Consider the following 14,736-nt stretch of genomic DNA (forward strand, 5'->3'; position numbering starts at 1 on the left):
AGTTAGGGGGGAATTCGAGTGTCGAAACAAGATTCAAGTTTTGCGATTAGGCGCCTTCATTCTTTGTTGGGAGTAATTCCACTAGGTGTCTTCCTGATTCAGCACCTGCTGGTCAACCACACTGCAACAAGAAGCGAAGAAGCGTTTAACACAGCATCAGAGTTTATGGGCAACCTGCCTTTTGTACTATTCCTGGAGATTTTCATAATCTATATTCCGATTCTATTCCACGGCATCTATGGTATCTATATAGCGTTTACTGCCAAGTATAATATCGGAGGCGCAGGCTACGGCTGGCACAGTACATACAGAAACTGGATGTTCTCTCTTCAGAGGATCAGTGGCGTAATCGCTTTTGTCTTCATCGCAATCCACGTCTATCAGACGCGGGTACAGGTGTTCTTCGGTGAAGAGGTCAATTTTGACATGGTACATCAGATTGTTACGAACCCGGCATGGCTGGTGTTCTACATCATCGGCATCATCGCGACTGTATATCATTTCGCCAATGGTCTATGGTCGTTCATGGTGACATGGGGCTTCACACAGTCCGACAGGTCACAGCGTGTGATGAGCTACGTATCGGCTATCATCTTTGTGGTAGTCAGCTTCATCGGCATACAAGCAATACTGGCATTTATTTAATAAGGAGTGGACAGAATGGCTAATGATAAAATCATCGTTGTCGGTGGCGGTCTCGCCGGATTGATGGCAACGATAAAAGCAGCTGAGACAGGCGCCGAAGTAGACCTGTTCTCAATTGTGCCCGTAAAACGTTCTCACTCCGTATGTGCTCAAGGTGGAATCAATGGAGCAGTCAACACGAAAGGTGAAGGCGACTCTCCAGCAATCCACTTTGATGACACAGTGTACGGTGGGGACTTCCTGGCCAACCAGCCTCCGGTCAAAGCAATGACGGAAGCTGCACCAAAGATCATCCACCTGCTGGACCGGATGGGCGTCATGTTCAACAGGACGCCGGAAGGTCTGCTTGACTTCAGACGGTTTGGTGGCACGCTCCACCATAGAACTGCATATGCAGGGGCAACAACAGGACAGCAGCTGTTATATGCACTGGATGAGCAGGTCAGGAAATATGAAGTGGATGGTCTGGTCCGCAAATTCGAGGGCTGGGAGTTCCTCGGTGTGGTCCTCGATGACGAGGGGCGTGCACGCGGAATTACGGCACAGCAGATGACAAACGCTGAAATCCAGACATTCAAATCGGATGCTGTGGTCATGGCTACAGGCGGACCGGGAATCATCTTCGGAAAATCCACCAACTCCATGATCAACACAGGGTCTGCTGCATCGGTCGTATATCAGCAGGGTGCAATCTACGCAAACGGTGAATTCATCCAGATCCACCCGACAGCAATTCCTGGTGATGACAAACTCAGGCTGATGAGTGAGTCCGCCCGTGGTGAAGGTGGCCGCATCTGGACATATAAGGATGGCAAGCCGTGGTACTTCCTTGAAGAGAAGTATCCAGACTACGGGAACCTGGTGCCAAGGGATATCGCAACACGTGAAATATTCGATGTCTGCGTAAACCAGAAGCTCGGCATCAACGGTGAGAACATGGTCTATCTCGACCTCTCGCACAAGGATCCACATGAGCTTGATGTCAAGCTCGGCGGCATCATCGAAATCTACGAGAAATTCACAGGGGACGATCCGCGCAAGGTTCCAATGAAGATATTCCCGGCGGTCCACTATTCAATGGGTGGCCTGTATGTGGATTTCGACCAGATGACGAATATTCCAGGACTGTTTGCAGCCGGGGAATGCGACTATTCCCAACATGGTGGAAACAGACTGGGTGCGAACTCGCTGCTTTCAGCCATCTATGGCGGCATGGTCGCAGGGCCGAATGCCATCGAATATGTCAGAGGTCTCGACTCTTCCTTTGAAGATCTCGATGACGCCATCTATGAGAAGCATGCAAAGGCCGAACAGGAAAAATTCGATAACATCATGAGTATGGACGGCGATGAGAATGCTTATGTCATCCATAAGGAACTCGGCGAACTGATGACGGACAACGTCACTGTAGTGCGTCATAATGACAAGCTGCTCGAGACGGACAAACGCATTGTCGAACTTATGGAGCGCTATAAGCGCATCAATATCAATGACACCAAGAAGTGGAGCAACCAGGCGGCATTCTTCACACGCCAGCTTTGGAACATGCTTGTACTGGCGCGTGTAATCACCATCGGTGCATATAACAGAAATGAATCCCGCGGCGCCCACTTCAAGCCCGAATTCCCTGAGCGTAATGATGAGGAATGGCTCAAGACGACAAAAGCATATTTCGAAGGTCCAACCGAAGCGCCACGCTTCGAATACGAAGATGTTGATGTAAGCCTCATCCCACCTCGTAAAAGAGACTACTCTGCAAAGTCGGAAGGGAGTGCTAAAAAGTAATGAGTGAAAAGACAGTAAAGTTCAATATAAAGCGTCAGGAAAATACTGAGTCGAAGCCATACTGGGAAGAGTTTGAAGTTCCATACCGCGAGAACATGAATGTAATCAGTGCATTAATGGAGATTCAGAGGAATCCGGTCAATACAAAAGGTGAAAAGACGACACCGGTCACTTGGGACATGAACTGTCTCGAAGAGGTCTGTGGTGCATGTTCAATGGTCATCAACGGCAATGCACGCCAGTCGTGTACAGCACTGATCGATCAGCTGGACCAGCCGGTCAAGCTGGAACCGATGTCCACATTCCCTATAGTCAAAGACCTTCAGGTCGACCGTTCATTCATGTTCGACAGCCTGAAACGCGTAAAGGCATGGGTGCCGATCGATGGTACGTACGACCTTGGTCCCGGACCACGCATGCCTGAAAAGAAACGCCAGACAGCCTATGAGCTTTCAAAATGCATGACATGCGGTGTATGCCTTGAAGTATGCCCGAACGTCAATGACAGTTCCAAGTTCATGGGTGCTGCACCGATCAGTCAGGTCAGACTGTTCAACCTGCACCCGACAGGGAGCATGAACAAGCATGAAAGGCTGGACGCCCTGATGGGTGTCGGCGGTGTTGCGGAATGCGGCATGGCACAAAACTGTGTGCAGGCATGTCCTAAAGGCATCCCTCTCACCACTTCCATTGCTGCCATGCAAAGGGAAACAAATTTCCACATGTTCAAGTCCTTCTTCGGAAGCGACCACGAAGTTGAATAATCCAAAATGGGAAGAGCGCTGCTCTTCCTATTTTTTTATTTTCAAGTACGTTATAATGGAAGAAATAATCGAGAAGGACTGGGGTCAATGAGTGATAGGGAATCCATCATATCCATAGAAAAATCGATCAGATACATATCCGCCCATGTCAAAAGCCATGGCCGGGAAATACTGAAGAAATATGAACTGTCCCCTCTGCAGTTCGTCGCCCTCCAATGGGTGGATGACAAGGAGGGCATCACCATCGGGGAACTGTCGAACAGGCTGGATCTTGCGCATTCCACAACTACCGATATCGTCGACAAGCTTGAGAATGGGGCGTTCGTAAAAAGGCAGAAGTATGAAAAGGACAAAAGGATCGTGCTGGTGCTGATGCAGGACAGGGGCCGCCAGATCATCAAGGAGGTCATCGCGAAGCGCGTCTCCTATATTTCTGAGATTACGGCGCATCTCTCAGCCGATGAAAAGGAGATGCTTCCAGTCATTCTGGAATCGATTCTGCATGAAAGTGAGAAACGGAGCCATGAATAAACCGATCGGCGTAATGGATTCAGGCGTCGGCGGACTGACGGTGGCACGGGAAATCATGAGGCAGCTGCCGGATGAATCGATCGTCTATTTCGGGGATCTGGATCGATGTCCCTACGGCAACCGTCCGATGGAGGAGGTCAGACGCTTCACCGTTGAAGTTGCCGACCACCTTGTGGAGCGGGGCATAAAGATGCTCGTCGTGGCCTGCAACACTGCTACGGCAGCGGCACTCGACACCCTGAAAGAAAGATATGACATCCCGGTGCTCGGTGTCATAGAACCGGGCGCAAGAAGTGCGATACAGAACAGCTCGAATCAGAATGTCATCGTGCTGGCGACCAAAGGGACCGTAGAGTCAGGGGCCTACCCGGACGCAATCCGTCATATCAACCGCAATTTCAAGGTTGAGAGCACCGCCTGTCCAAAATTCGTCCCCCTAGTAGAAGAACTGCGGTATAAGGACAGGGTGGTGGTGCGCATCGTCATCCACCAGACTTTGAAGCACCTGTGGGACTCCAGGGCGGATACCGTCATTTTGGGATGCACCCACTACCCGTTGCTTGCTGATGAAATCAAGGACTATTTCCATGGCAGGAAGAAAGTGATCGATTCCGGGTATGAAACTGCACGTGAGGCCAGTGCCATACTGACACTGCTCCAGTCCCATGCGCCACCCGGATCGGAACCGCAGCACCTGATGATAGTGAACGGGGAGACTTCAAGGTTCGAATACATCCTGAAGGACTGGATGCCGTTCATGGACTATTCGATGGAACAAATTGAACTGTAGGAGGAATGAAGCATGGTCAGAATAGTGGTCGCCAGCGGCAATGAAGGGAAGATAAAAGATTTCAAGGCGATTTTTCCGGATGATGAAATCATCGGAATCAAGGAGATCCTGCCCGATTTCTCGGTTGATGAGACTGAGGATACATTCAGGGGCAATGCCATCCTGAAGGCTGAGGCAGCATCAGCAGAGCTGAACATGCCGGTCCTGAGCGATGACTCCGGGCTGAGCGTCGATGCTCTGGACGGGGCTCCCGGCGTCTACTCTGCGAGGTTTGCAGGAGCGGAGGCAACGGATGGGAAGAACAACAGAAAGCTTCTGTCCGAACTGGACGGCGTCGAAGACCGCGGTGCACATTTCACATGTGTCATCGCCCTGGCGATTCCGGGCAGGGAAACGCGGACATATGCCGGGGAACTGTACGGTGAGATTCTGGAATCACCGCAGGGCGGGGGCGGATTCGGATATGACCCGCTCTTCAGGACGGAGGACGGCAGACTGCTCGGCATGGTTAGCGCTGAAGAAAAAGGGGAAATAAGCCATAGAAGAAAGGCATTGGATCGGTTGAGGGAAGATACGGCAGTATTCGATGTACTAATACGCTATGATGGGGATGATAGGAATGAAGATTTTAATCGTAAGTGACAACCACGGTGAACAGGGAATCGTATATGAGGCCTATGGCAGGAACTCAGGTGACCTGAACATCCATCTCGGGGACAGCGAATTCAACTATGATGATACCGAAATGGTGCATTTTGAGCGTGTCCGGGGAAATGTGGACACGGACAGCCGCTATCCCGTGGAAGGGCATCATGAAGAATCGGGTGTGTTCTATACACATGGACACTTCTACGATATAAAGAAGGGCCGGGAGGTGCTGGCGGACCGTGCCAGGGAGTACGGAGCGAGATATGCATTCTATGGCCATTCACACGTGGCGAAGGCTGAAATAGTGGGCGATGTCTACTGCATCAACCCGGGGAGCATTTCGAATTCGAAGGGTGAACTGGAGGAATCCTATGCAGTGCTTGATACTTCCAGCAACATCGTCACCTTCCTGGACAGGAACCATGAAGTCCTGAAGGAGATCGATCTTGATGGGCTTTAGGCTGTTCTAACCGGCCAGAACCGCCGCAAGCATCAGTACAGTAAGCACAAGCATGGTCCATTCGATCACGCCCTGCTCCTGTCCGTAGCGCATGACAGACCATATGAAGAGGAGCAGTACGATGGATGCGACGGCGAAGATTGAAGGGTGCATTTCAAATGTTGTATAACGTCCGGTCAAGTAGAGTATGGACAGGGCGGTGAAATAGGTTGCGAGAAATATTCTGGCTGTGTTCTTCATCGGCATTCTGCATCCTTTCAACAAATTTATGACTCGGGAGGGTCAAATATGAATATACTGTATTTCGATGACGATTGCATCATATGCAACCGTTTTGCGAAGACCATCACTGCATTGGACCGGAAGGATGTCATACGCTTCAGCTCCATAAAGGCACTCGATGGCATCGTTCCCGAGGAGATCGACTCCGTCGTATACTATTCGGATGACATGTACCTCCATTCCGATGCCATCATCGAAGTGGCGGCCGACACGACAGGTTTCCGGCCCATACGCCTCCTGAAGGCCATTCCGGTCTGCTGGCGCAACGCGCTCTACCGGCTGGTTGCGAAGAACCGGTATCGGCTGAATGAAAAGATGTCATGCACCATCGACCCGGATGTGAGAAGGAAGATCATCACGTAGGGCACCAGGTGGGCACCAGCGACTAATCATGACAGAGGGATCATAATATGGTGAGAATAAAAGTGGATGCAGATATCGAACTGAAGGCCATGGAGCAGAAGGACAGGGAACTGGTCTTCGCTACAGTGGACCAGAACCGTGGCCATCTCAGGAAATGGCTGCCATGGGTCGACTACATGACAAGCCCGGAAGACTATATCGGAGTGATAAAAGTATGGCAGGAAGATATCGATAACGGTACGGGTCTGCAGCTCGGCATATTCCACAGAGGTGAGTTCGTCGGCATGTGCGGATATAATGAAATATTCTCCCTCAGCAGGCGCGGACAGATCGGCTACTGGATCTCGAAGAAAGGCCAGGGCAAAGGAATCGTCAGGCGCTCGGTCGAAAAGCTTGTGGATTACGGGTTCAATACACTTGAGCTGAACCGTATCGAAATCATCTGTGGTGAATACAACTACAGGAGCCGGGCACTGCCCGAGGCGATGGGTTTCACAAAGGAAGCTGTACTCGCCGACTACGAGTTCCTGTACGACCATTATCACGACTGCATCATGTACCGGCAGCTGAAAAGGGAGTACGATTCAAACAAGTTTTAAAAACGGAATCTTCCGTGGTGTAATAAAACATGAATTATTTTAAATAGGTGTTTGACTTAGAGGGGGCATTTTGATTATAATTGTATTTGTCCGATTCAGTCCTGGTAGCTCAGCCGGATAGAGCAATAGCCTTCTAAGCTATCGGTCGGGGGTTCGAATCCCTCCCAGGACGTTATGAAAGAACCCCCTTGAGTGGGGTTCCTTTTTTTATCATCCATATGATGTCCCAGTAGCTCAGCAGGATAGAGCGACAGCCTCCTAAGCTGTAGGTCGGGGGTTCGACTCCCTCCTGGGACGTATTTTCCAGAAAAGCAGTATATTATGAGAAATCCCATAGCCGCGAGGGCTATGGGATTTTTTATTGATAGAAATTTTCTGCTGGGGTAAACAGGAGATAAATAATTGTTTTACTTTTCAAATAAAGGGAATTCTTAAGTAAAAATACGGAGAGGGGACATGTCGATTGAGTTATCAATTTGAGGAATTATTTTCTGAAATTCTGGATGATAATCGGAAGGTTCTTGAAGATATTGAACCGTTTGAGCATCCGCTTGTCGTGCTGCTTCGTAAGTGTCTTGAAGAACAAGAGTCTATGCTTGAGAGACTCATAGAGGAGTTTGAAGAGGGGGAGACTGGGCTTAAGGATATCAAGACCAACTGTTCTGCCCTGTTCCATGCAAACCAGAAAGTGAATCCCTATTTTGCGGAGTGGAGACGTGCGACGGGATGGATCGGTTACAAAGATGACAATCCTTCAAAAGAGCTGATGGAATCGTTAAAGGAAAAGCTCGGCGTCATGCAGGATGACCTGATTGAGATTGCCTCCAAGCTGGACGAAGAATATGGAGAGTCGACGACCAAATACTTTATACCAACATTCTACTTACCGGAAGAGAGAGTTAACTGATGGGCTGGAAACATGAACGAATCGACCAGAATGTATATAGTCAGGGCGAAGTGGACAAATGGGTGTACAGCACATGTGGCCTCTGTTCAGTCGGCTGCGGCTGTTATGTTGCTGTTAAGGATGACAAGATTGTAGGTGTAAAAGGGAATGGGGAGCACCCTATCAACCGTGGCAGACTGGGTCCGAAGGGGGAGAATCAATGGCATGCCAATAACGCGCCGGACCGTCTGAAGACACCCATGATCCGGAATGCCTCCGGTGAACTCGAGCCTGCAAGTTGGGAGGATGCGATGCGGTTGGTTGTAGATAAGGCGAAGCAGTCCCTTAAAGAGAAAGGTAATAATAGTGTCAGCATCTACTCTACAGGGCAGGGCTTCTTTGAAGATTATTATACAATTGCCAAAGTGGGGCGGGCTGGACTGCAGACCCACCTGCTGGATGCGAATACCAGACTGTGCACCTCTACTGTCGAATTTGCACTGCTGCAGTCATTCGGTGCGGACGGTACACCGGCTTCTTTCGATGACATCGACGAAGCGGAGACACTGATGCTGTTCGGCCATAATGTTGCGGAATCGGGAACAGTGCTGTTTGAACGCATCATGGAACGCAAAGTACGGACAGGGAAACCATATCTTATTGTGGTGGATCCGCGGAAGACACTGACGGCAAGAGAAGCGGATCTGCACCTGCAGTTGACCCCGGGCGCAAACCTTCCACTGATGAACGGTCTGATCAACGCATTGATCGAACAGGATAAAGTGGATAAAGAATTCGTCGAAGCCCATACGGTCGGTTACGAAAAGATGAAGGAATCAGTAAAAGAATGGACGCTCGCAAAAACAGCTGAGAGCACCGGCATACCGGAAAATCAGCTCAAGGAGTTCTATAGAGTCATGTGTGATACGCCATCACTGGTATCGACGACACTCCAGGGTGCCTTTCAGAGTGCGGAGGCGACAAAAGCCTGTGTTGCCATCAACAACTTCCATCTGATTCGTGGCCTCATCGGCAAACCGGGCTGTGGCCCGCTCCATACAGCCGGTCAGCCAAGCTCCTCGGCAAACCGGACGGCTGGTGGCGTTGGCACTTATCCGGCCCACCGCAATCCGACCAATCCTGCACATATGAAGGAAATGGCAGAATTGTGGAATGTGGATCAGGATTCGCTTCCTGCTGGTCCGGAAAAAGGGATTGAGGAGATTATCACCCATATAGAAAAGGAAGAAGTCGGCTTCTTCTGGAATATTGGTACAAACCCACTTGTTTCCCTGCCGAACCGCCACCGTGTAAAAAAAGCACTGGAAAGCGTGTTTGTTGTCGTACAGGATCCGTTCCTGACGGAAACGTCGGCAGTGGCTGACGTCATTCTCCCTGTTGCCATGTGGGGCGAAAAGGAAGGAACGATGGAGAATGCCGACAGAACTGTCACCATTTCAAGAAAAGCAGTGGAACCACCAGAGGGCGTGCGATCTGATTTTGAAATCCTTGTGGACTTTGCAAAAAGGATGGGGTTCAAGGATAAGGATGGGCGGCCGCTGGTCGGATACTCTACGCCAGAAGAATGTTTTGAGGAGTTCAAGGGCACTACCAAAGGGCGTCCTTGTGATATGACAGGCATCACCTATGAACGTCTGGAATCATTAAACGGAATGCGTTGGCCTGTGCCGGATGAAAAGTCTACAGGCACACCGAGGCTTTATTCCGACTATAAATTCCACACAACAGTGGATGATGCCCAAGTCTTCGGCAAGGACCAGTTTACCGGGCGGGCGCTGTCGAAAGAAGAATTTCAGGAAATCGGCGCAGAGGGCAGAGCGATACTCCACGAAACGCATCATCTGCCACCGTTTGAGCAGCCGAATGACCAGTATCCGATGTGGTTGACGACTGGCCGTTCGGTATGGCACTGGCATACAAGAACGAAGACGGCACGTGCGCCGATGCTGCATATGGCAGCTCCGCACAACTATGTTGAAATTCATGCCGAGGACGCCAAGGCGCTAGGAATCATCCAAGGTGAAGTCATACGCATCTCCTCTCCACGGGGCGAAATTGAAGTCCCGGCCCGGATTGGAGAAACAGTTCAGAAAGGACTGCTGTTCGTGCCTTTCCACTTCGGTAACCTGGAAAAGAAAGAATCTGCAAACAGCCTTACCAATGACTTCGTCGATCCAATCTCAAAGCAGCCGACCTATAAGCAGTCAGCGTGCAAAATTGAGAAGATACGAAATGAATACAAGGTGAAGGCGGAGGAATCCCTGGAGGATATTGCCTCCAACTATGGTCTGACAGCAAAAGAACTGCAGGCTGCCAACAATTTTTCAACCCCTTATGATGTTGAAGTGGGTGCCTCAATTGAAATTCCAATTTCAGTAGTCAATACTCCCTTGGTGCCTTATATGCCGCATCGTTAGGACAAGTGCATATGGACGAACTTAATTTACCAATACTTTGACGATCGGAGACCTTTCGCAAGTGTGCCTGACTTGTGGAAGGTCTTTTTGTGATACCACTTCCAATCAAAATCGATTTTCACTGTATGCAGATGAAAGATTTTTTGTTTTACAAACAAAGCCCCCTTCTATAAAATTGTTATGAATTCACATAAAGGAGAATTATGATGAACAAATTTGACGAACCTATTCTCGTAGTACCGAGAGATGTTCTTTTTAATAATGAGGCGGATGCCTTCAATGGTTTTATTGGTATGAACGATAGAAGGTACGAAAACATTCTTTCGGCTTTTCCCGAGTTCGAAGTAAAGCGGCGGGGCGACATGGAGGAGGATCCGGCGTACAAGCAGCTGATCGGTTATGTCATCATTACTTCTGACAACGGTAAAACACTCGTCTACAAGCGCCTGAATGGCGGTGGTGAGGCGCGCCTGCACGGTATGCTGTCGATTGGGGTCGGCGGTCACATGAATGATGTGCCGGATGCTTCCGGTATTGAGGAGAAACTTTATATCAATGCAGGCCGGGAACTTTCTGAGGAGGTGGGCCTATCCCAGGAACAGCTCGAAGATATAGAGATCGTTGGTCTAATCAATGACGATGACAATGAGGTGGGCCGTGTCCATATCGGTGTCGTATTCAAGGTGACGGTCGAGGAAGCGGATGTCGCGTCGCATGAAGAAGACACACTGGAACTGATTTGGGAACGGGATGACCAGCTGTCTGAAAGATCGCCTTACGAATCATGGAGCGAACTCATCATCAGGGATGCCTATGGACGATAAGATCATTTCGCACCAGCGGTTTCTCGGCAAGATGAAGCGGGATATGGAGACCGATCACCAGAACGGTGACCATGAGGCGTTCGTCGCCAAATTCAGAAGATACGATGAACTGGGGGAACCGCCCATTGAAGTTGTCGAGCAGTTCTACAGGGCGCTCTCCGCCATCGGGAAGCATGACGAAATCATTGATTATGCACTGCTCCAGATGAACGCGGGACGGGGGCATTATGATGTGCACATGCGCCATCTGCTCGAAGGACTTCTGAGCCAGGAGCGGTATTTCGAGGTGGTTGAATTCTCCGACCACCTCATGAAAGAGGAGATTCCCCATGAGTTCCGGATTGAGGTGGCGGCACTCCGGCACAGGGCGAAGAAGGCAATTGATGAGAAGAAGGCGGCCATCATTCCCGAAGCACCGGAAGTCGACAGGCACGATTACCGGGATATGCAGCCCTATGAGCGGATGGATTTCCTGAAGGGGATCATCGAAGAGGCGGATGATCGGTACCAAAAACTCATCCGGGAAGCGGCTGCCGGGGAAAAGAACCATGAATTGCTGACTTTCATGCTTCTTTATCTGAGGACAATCGGGGATGGCGAGGTGCTCACCATCCGTAAGATGGGTGAACAGCTCGACGTCATCCCCCGGGAACTGCCGGATCTTGAAGCATCCGGGGGATTCAGGCTGGTGAGCGGGCGCGTCATGGATGAGGTGGAGGACAGGATGCCGCAGTTTGCCGAGTCGGCAGCTGCCATGCTGATGTCCCATATGCTGTACTGCTATCCGGTCGAGCCGCCCTTTGGGGCAGACGTCCTGGTGGACGCCTATCTGGAGGAGATACTCGGCATGGTGAACATAGAGTATGAACACGCAGCCGATGCAGAGGCCGTCTCCTGGATCCGGTCCCTTGAGCAGACGATTGCCGGGGGATGAAGGACAGAAATCAAATGTTGGATATGAAAAAGTGATATGTTATACTATATTGGTTGATTGAAATCATGGACTAACGGAGGAATAAGAATATGTCTCAAAAGTGGGAAAAACAAGAGGGTAATGAAGGAGTTCTGACTGTCACAGTCCCTGCAAAGGAAGTTGACGGTGCTCTCAATGAAGCATTCAAGAAAGTTTCGAAAGATGTAAGCATTCCAGGATTCAGAAAAGGCAAAGTGCCACGTCAAATGTTCGAAAAGCGTTTCGGCGTAGAATCCCTTTACCAGGATGCGCTGGATATCCTGCTTCCAAAAGCTTATACAGAAGCTGTAAATGAAGCAGACATCAATCCTGTGGATCAGCCTGAAGTGGACATCGAACAGATGGAAAAAGGCAAAGACCTCATCTTCACTGCGAAAGTCATCGTGGAACCTGAAGTGAAGCTCGGCGAATACAAAGGGCTTGAAGCTGAAGAGCTTGACACGGAAGTGACTGAAGAGGATGTTCAGAAGGAAATCGACAACATGCTTGAAGCACATGCTGACATGGTTGTTAAGGAAGATGGAAAAGTTGAAGAGGGAGACGTCGTCAACCTCGACTTCGACGGCTATGTAGATGGCGAACAGTTCGAAGGCGGCCAGGCTGAAGGCTATGAACTCGAAATCGGTTCCGGCAGCTTCATCCCAGGCTTCGAAGAACAGGTAGTCGGCATGGGTGTTGAAGAGGAGAAGGACGTCAACGTCACTTTCCCTGAGGAATACCATGCAGAAGAGCTGGCTGGCAAAGAAGCGACTTTCAAAGTCAAAGTCAACAGCATGAAATCCAAGGAGATTCCTGAACTCGACGACGCTCTCGTGAAGGAACTCGATCAGGATGTTGAGACTGTGGACGCATTGAAAGAGAAGCTCGAAAAAGACCTTAAAGAAGCGAAGGAAAACGAAGCGGACGTAACGATGAAGGAACAGCTTATCGAGCAGGCTGCTGAAAATGCAGAAATCGATGTGCCGGAAGCGATGGTCAAGACTGAAACGGACAGGATGCTCCAAGAGTTTGAACAGCGCCTCTCCCAACAGGGCATCAACATGGAGATGTACCAGCAGCTCTCCGGCCAGGATGAGGATGCGCTCCGCGAACAGATGAAGGACGATGCACAGAAACGTGTACGTACGAACCTCGTGCTCAAACAGATTGCTGTTGACGAGGACATCGAAGTGACGGAAGCGGACATGGACAAAGAGCTTGAAAAGATGAGCGAACAGTTCGGCATCAAAGTGGAAGATATCAAATCCACTCTTGGCGACCTCTCCATGCTCCAGGATGACCTCAAAGTACAGAAGGCAATCGACGTACTTGTAGATAACAGAAAACAGAAGTAATGGAAGCAAAAGAGTACAAGTGAATCAGGAGCTCTGCAACAGGCCGTTGCAGAGCTCTTAGCTTTATGAAGTTCCGAGACTGTATATTTGATTTTAATGATGATTTCTAGTATATTTTACAGGAATGAAAAAAGAGGTGTTGAAAATGTTTAAATTTAATGAAGACGACACAAATCTCACTTGTTCCTTCTGTGGTAAGGACCAGGAACAGGTGAAGAAATTGATCGCAGGCAGTGGTGTCTACATTTGCAACGAATGTATCGAACTCTGTCACGAAATCATCGAAGAAGAGCTGAAGTCCGAAAAGACGGAAGTGTTTACAGAAATACCGAAGCCACAGGAAATACTTGAAGCGCTGAATGACTATGTCATCGGGCAGGACAATGCCAAGCGTGCGCTGAGTGTGGCTGTATATAACCACTATAAACGTATCAACCAGAACCAGGAAGACGGCGTGGAAATCTCGAAGAGTAACATCGCGCTGATTGGACCGACAGGAAGCGGTAAGACACTGCTCGCCCAGACGCTGGCAAGGACACTCAACGTGCCTTTCGCCATTGCGGATGCAACAAGTCTGACGGAAGCAGGCTATGTGGGTGACGATGTCGAGAACATCCTTCTCCGTCTGATCCAGGCAGCAGATTTCGATGTTGAGCGTGCTGAACAGGGCATCATCTACGTCGATGAAATCGACAAGATTGCACGTAAGAGCGAGAATACTTCCATCACAAGGGATGTCTCCGGTGAAGGCGTGCAGCAGGCACTTCTTAAGATTCTCGAAGGAACGACGGCAAGCGTTCCGCCACAAGGTGGAAGGAAACATCCGAACCAGGAATCCATCCAGATCGATACGAAGAACATCCTCTTCGTCCTCGGTGGGGCTTTCGACGGTATGGATGAAATCATCAAAAGACGTATCGGTGAGAAAGTCATCGGATTCGGCGGTGCATCCGAAAAGTCAAACGACAAAGATGAGATCATGAAAAAGGTCCGTCCGGACGATCTCCAGAGCTACGGCCTGATTCCAGAATTCATCGGCCGTGTGCCAATCATCAGCTATCTTGAAGAACTCGATGTCGATGCACTCAATTCCATTCTGACAGAGCCGAAAAATGCGCTCGTCAAACAGTATCAGAAGATGCTCCAGATCGACAATGTGGAGCTGGAATTCGACAAGGACGCACTGAATGCCATCAGTGAACTTGCGATTGAAAGGAAAACAGGTGCACGTGGCCTCCGTTCGATCATCGAGGAGCGCATGGTGGACATCATGTTCAATGTGCCTTCCAATGAAGACATCCGCAAGGTGAAGATCACAAGAGCTACGATCGAAGAAGAAGCAGAACCATTGCTGTTTGATGAAAACGGCGAAGAGATCCAGTTGAACCGAAAAAGTGCATAATATCTGAAAGAG

16 protein-coding genes and 2 tRNA genes are annotated in these 14,736 nt (G+C 49.7%); 17 read left to right on the forward strand and 1 reads right to left on the reverse strand.

Annotated features, from left to right (window positions below):
* Positions 1–18: 18 nt before the first annotated feature.
* From BO53_RS0101215 to BO53_RS0101245, 7 genes are all read left to right on the forward strand, one after another.
* Entirely contained in the window at positions 19–645 is a 627-nt protein-coding gene (locus BO53_RS0101215) for a succinate dehydrogenase cytochrome b558 subunit (RefSeq protein WP_031544595.1), read from the forward strand.
* 15 nt (positions 646–660) lie between these two features.
* On the forward strand, positions 661–2,430 hold the full coding sequence (gene sdhA / locus BO53_RS0101220) for a succinate dehydrogenase flavoprotein subunit (RefSeq protein WP_031544597.1): 1,770 nt from the start codon (positions 661–663) through the stop codon (positions 2,428–2,430).
* The gene (gene sdhB / locus BO53_RS0101225; protein WP_031544599.1) at positions 2,430–3,194 is read left to right on the forward strand and encodes a succinate dehydrogenase iron-sulfur subunit; all 765 of its coding nucleotides are present in this window, start codon (positions 2,430–2,432) and stop codon (positions 3,192–3,194) included. The genes sdhA and sdhB overlap by 1 nt, the downstream gene beginning before the upstream one ends.
* Before the next feature lie 87 nt (positions 3,195–3,281).
* Entirely contained in the window at positions 3,282–3,725 is a 444-nt protein-coding gene (locus BO53_RS0101230; RefSeq protein WP_031544601.1) for a MarR family winged helix-turn-helix transcriptional regulator, read from the forward strand.
* Positions 3,718–4,515, forward strand: a complete 798-nt coding sequence (gene racE, locus BO53_RS0101235; protein WP_031544603.1) for a glutamate racemase — start codon at positions 3,718–3,720, stop codon at positions 4,513–4,515. The genes BO53_RS0101230 and racE overlap by 8 nt, the downstream gene beginning before the upstream one ends.
* Positions 4,516–4,527: 12 nt before the next feature.
* On the forward strand, positions 4,528–5,157 hold the full coding sequence (rdgB, locus tag BO53_RS0101240) for an RdgB/HAM1 family non-canonical purine NTP pyrophosphatase (protein WP_031544605.1): 630 nt from the start codon (positions 4,528–4,530) through the stop codon (positions 5,155–5,157).
* A complete protein-coding gene (locus BO53_RS0101245; RefSeq protein WP_051682962.1) occupies positions 5,135–5,623 on the forward strand; it encodes a YfcE family phosphodiesterase in 489 nt (162 codons plus the stop codon). Before rdgB ends, BO53_RS0101245 begins: the two co-directional genes overlap by 23 nt.
* 6 nt (positions 5,624–5,629) lie before the next feature.
* Here the strand turns inward: BO53_RS0101245 and BO53_RS0101250 are convergent, their stop codons facing one another.
* Positions 5,630–5,863, reverse strand: coding sequence for a hypothetical protein (locus tag BO53_RS0101250; RefSeq protein ID WP_156956070.1), 234 nt, complete (start codon positions 5,861–5,863; stop codon positions 5,630–5,632).
* A 48-nt stretch (positions 5,864–5,911) separates the two neighbouring features.
* Here BO53_RS0101250 and BO53_RS0101255 point away from each other — a divergent pair, with 48 nt between their 5' ends.
* From BO53_RS0101255 to clpX, 10 genes are all read left to right on the forward strand, one after another.
* A complete protein-coding gene (locus BO53_RS0101255) occupies positions 5,912–6,268 on the forward strand; it encodes a thiol-disulfide oxidoreductase DCC family protein (protein ID WP_031544611.1) in 357 nt (118 codons plus the stop codon).
* A 47-nt stretch (positions 6,269–6,315) separates the two neighbouring features.
* Positions 6,316–6,867 carry a GNAT family N-acetyltransferase gene (locus BO53_RS0101260; RefSeq protein ID WP_031544613.1) on the forward strand — a complete coding sequence of 184 codons (552 nt, stop codon included), beginning with the start codon at positions 6,316–6,318 and terminating at the stop codon, positions 6,865–6,867.
* Positions 6,868–6,965: 98 nt separating this feature from the next.
* Positions 6,966–7,039 (forward strand) — tRNA-Arg (locus BO53_RS0101265).
* Between the two features lie 51 nt (positions 7,040–7,090).
* Positions 7,091–7,164 (forward strand) — tRNA-Arg (locus BO53_RS0101270).
* A 166-nt stretch (positions 7,165–7,330) separates the two neighbouring features.
* Entirely contained in the window at positions 7,331–7,774 is a 444-nt protein-coding gene (locus tag BO53_RS0101275; protein ID WP_031544615.1) for a hypothetical protein, read from the forward strand.
* Positions 7,774–10,191 carry a molybdopterin-dependent oxidoreductase gene (locus BO53_RS0101280; RefSeq protein WP_031544617.1) on the forward strand — a complete coding sequence of 806 codons (2,418 nt, stop codon included), beginning with the start codon at positions 7,774–7,776 and terminating at the stop codon, positions 10,189–10,191. Before BO53_RS0101275 ends, BO53_RS0101280 begins: the two co-directional genes overlap by 1 nt.
* Positions 10,192–10,397: 206 nt before the next feature.
* The gene (locus tag BO53_RS0101285; protein WP_031544619.1) at positions 10,398–11,015 is read left to right on the forward strand and encodes an NUDIX domain-containing protein; all 618 of its coding nucleotides are present in this window, start codon (positions 10,398–10,400) and stop codon (positions 11,013–11,015) included.
* Complete coding sequence (locus BO53_RS0101290) at positions 11,005–11,949, forward strand: hypothetical protein (RefSeq protein WP_031544621.1); 945 nt, start codon at positions 11,005–11,007, stop codon at positions 11,947–11,949. The genes BO53_RS0101285 and BO53_RS0101290 overlap by 11 nt, the downstream gene beginning before the upstream one ends.
* 89 nt (positions 11,950–12,038) lie before the next feature.
* Positions 12,039–13,322 carry a trigger factor gene (gene tig / locus BO53_RS0101295; RefSeq protein ID WP_031544623.1) on the forward strand — a complete coding sequence of 428 codons (1,284 nt, stop codon included), beginning with the start codon at positions 12,039–12,041 and terminating at the stop codon, positions 13,320–13,322.
* A gap of 145 nt (positions 13,323–13,467) precedes the next feature.
* A complete protein-coding gene (gene clpX, locus BO53_RS0101300; RefSeq protein ID WP_031544625.1) occupies positions 13,468–14,724 on the forward strand; it encodes an ATP-dependent Clp protease ATP-binding subunit ClpX in 1,257 nt (418 codons plus the stop codon).
* Positions 14,725–14,736 lie beyond the last annotated feature (12 nt).

The sequence above is a fragment of the Salinicoccus luteus DSM 17002 genome, assembly GCF_000712035.1.
GTDB classification, from domain to species: Bacteria; Bacillota; Bacilli; order Staphylococcales; family Salinicoccaceae; genus Salinicoccus; species Salinicoccus luteus.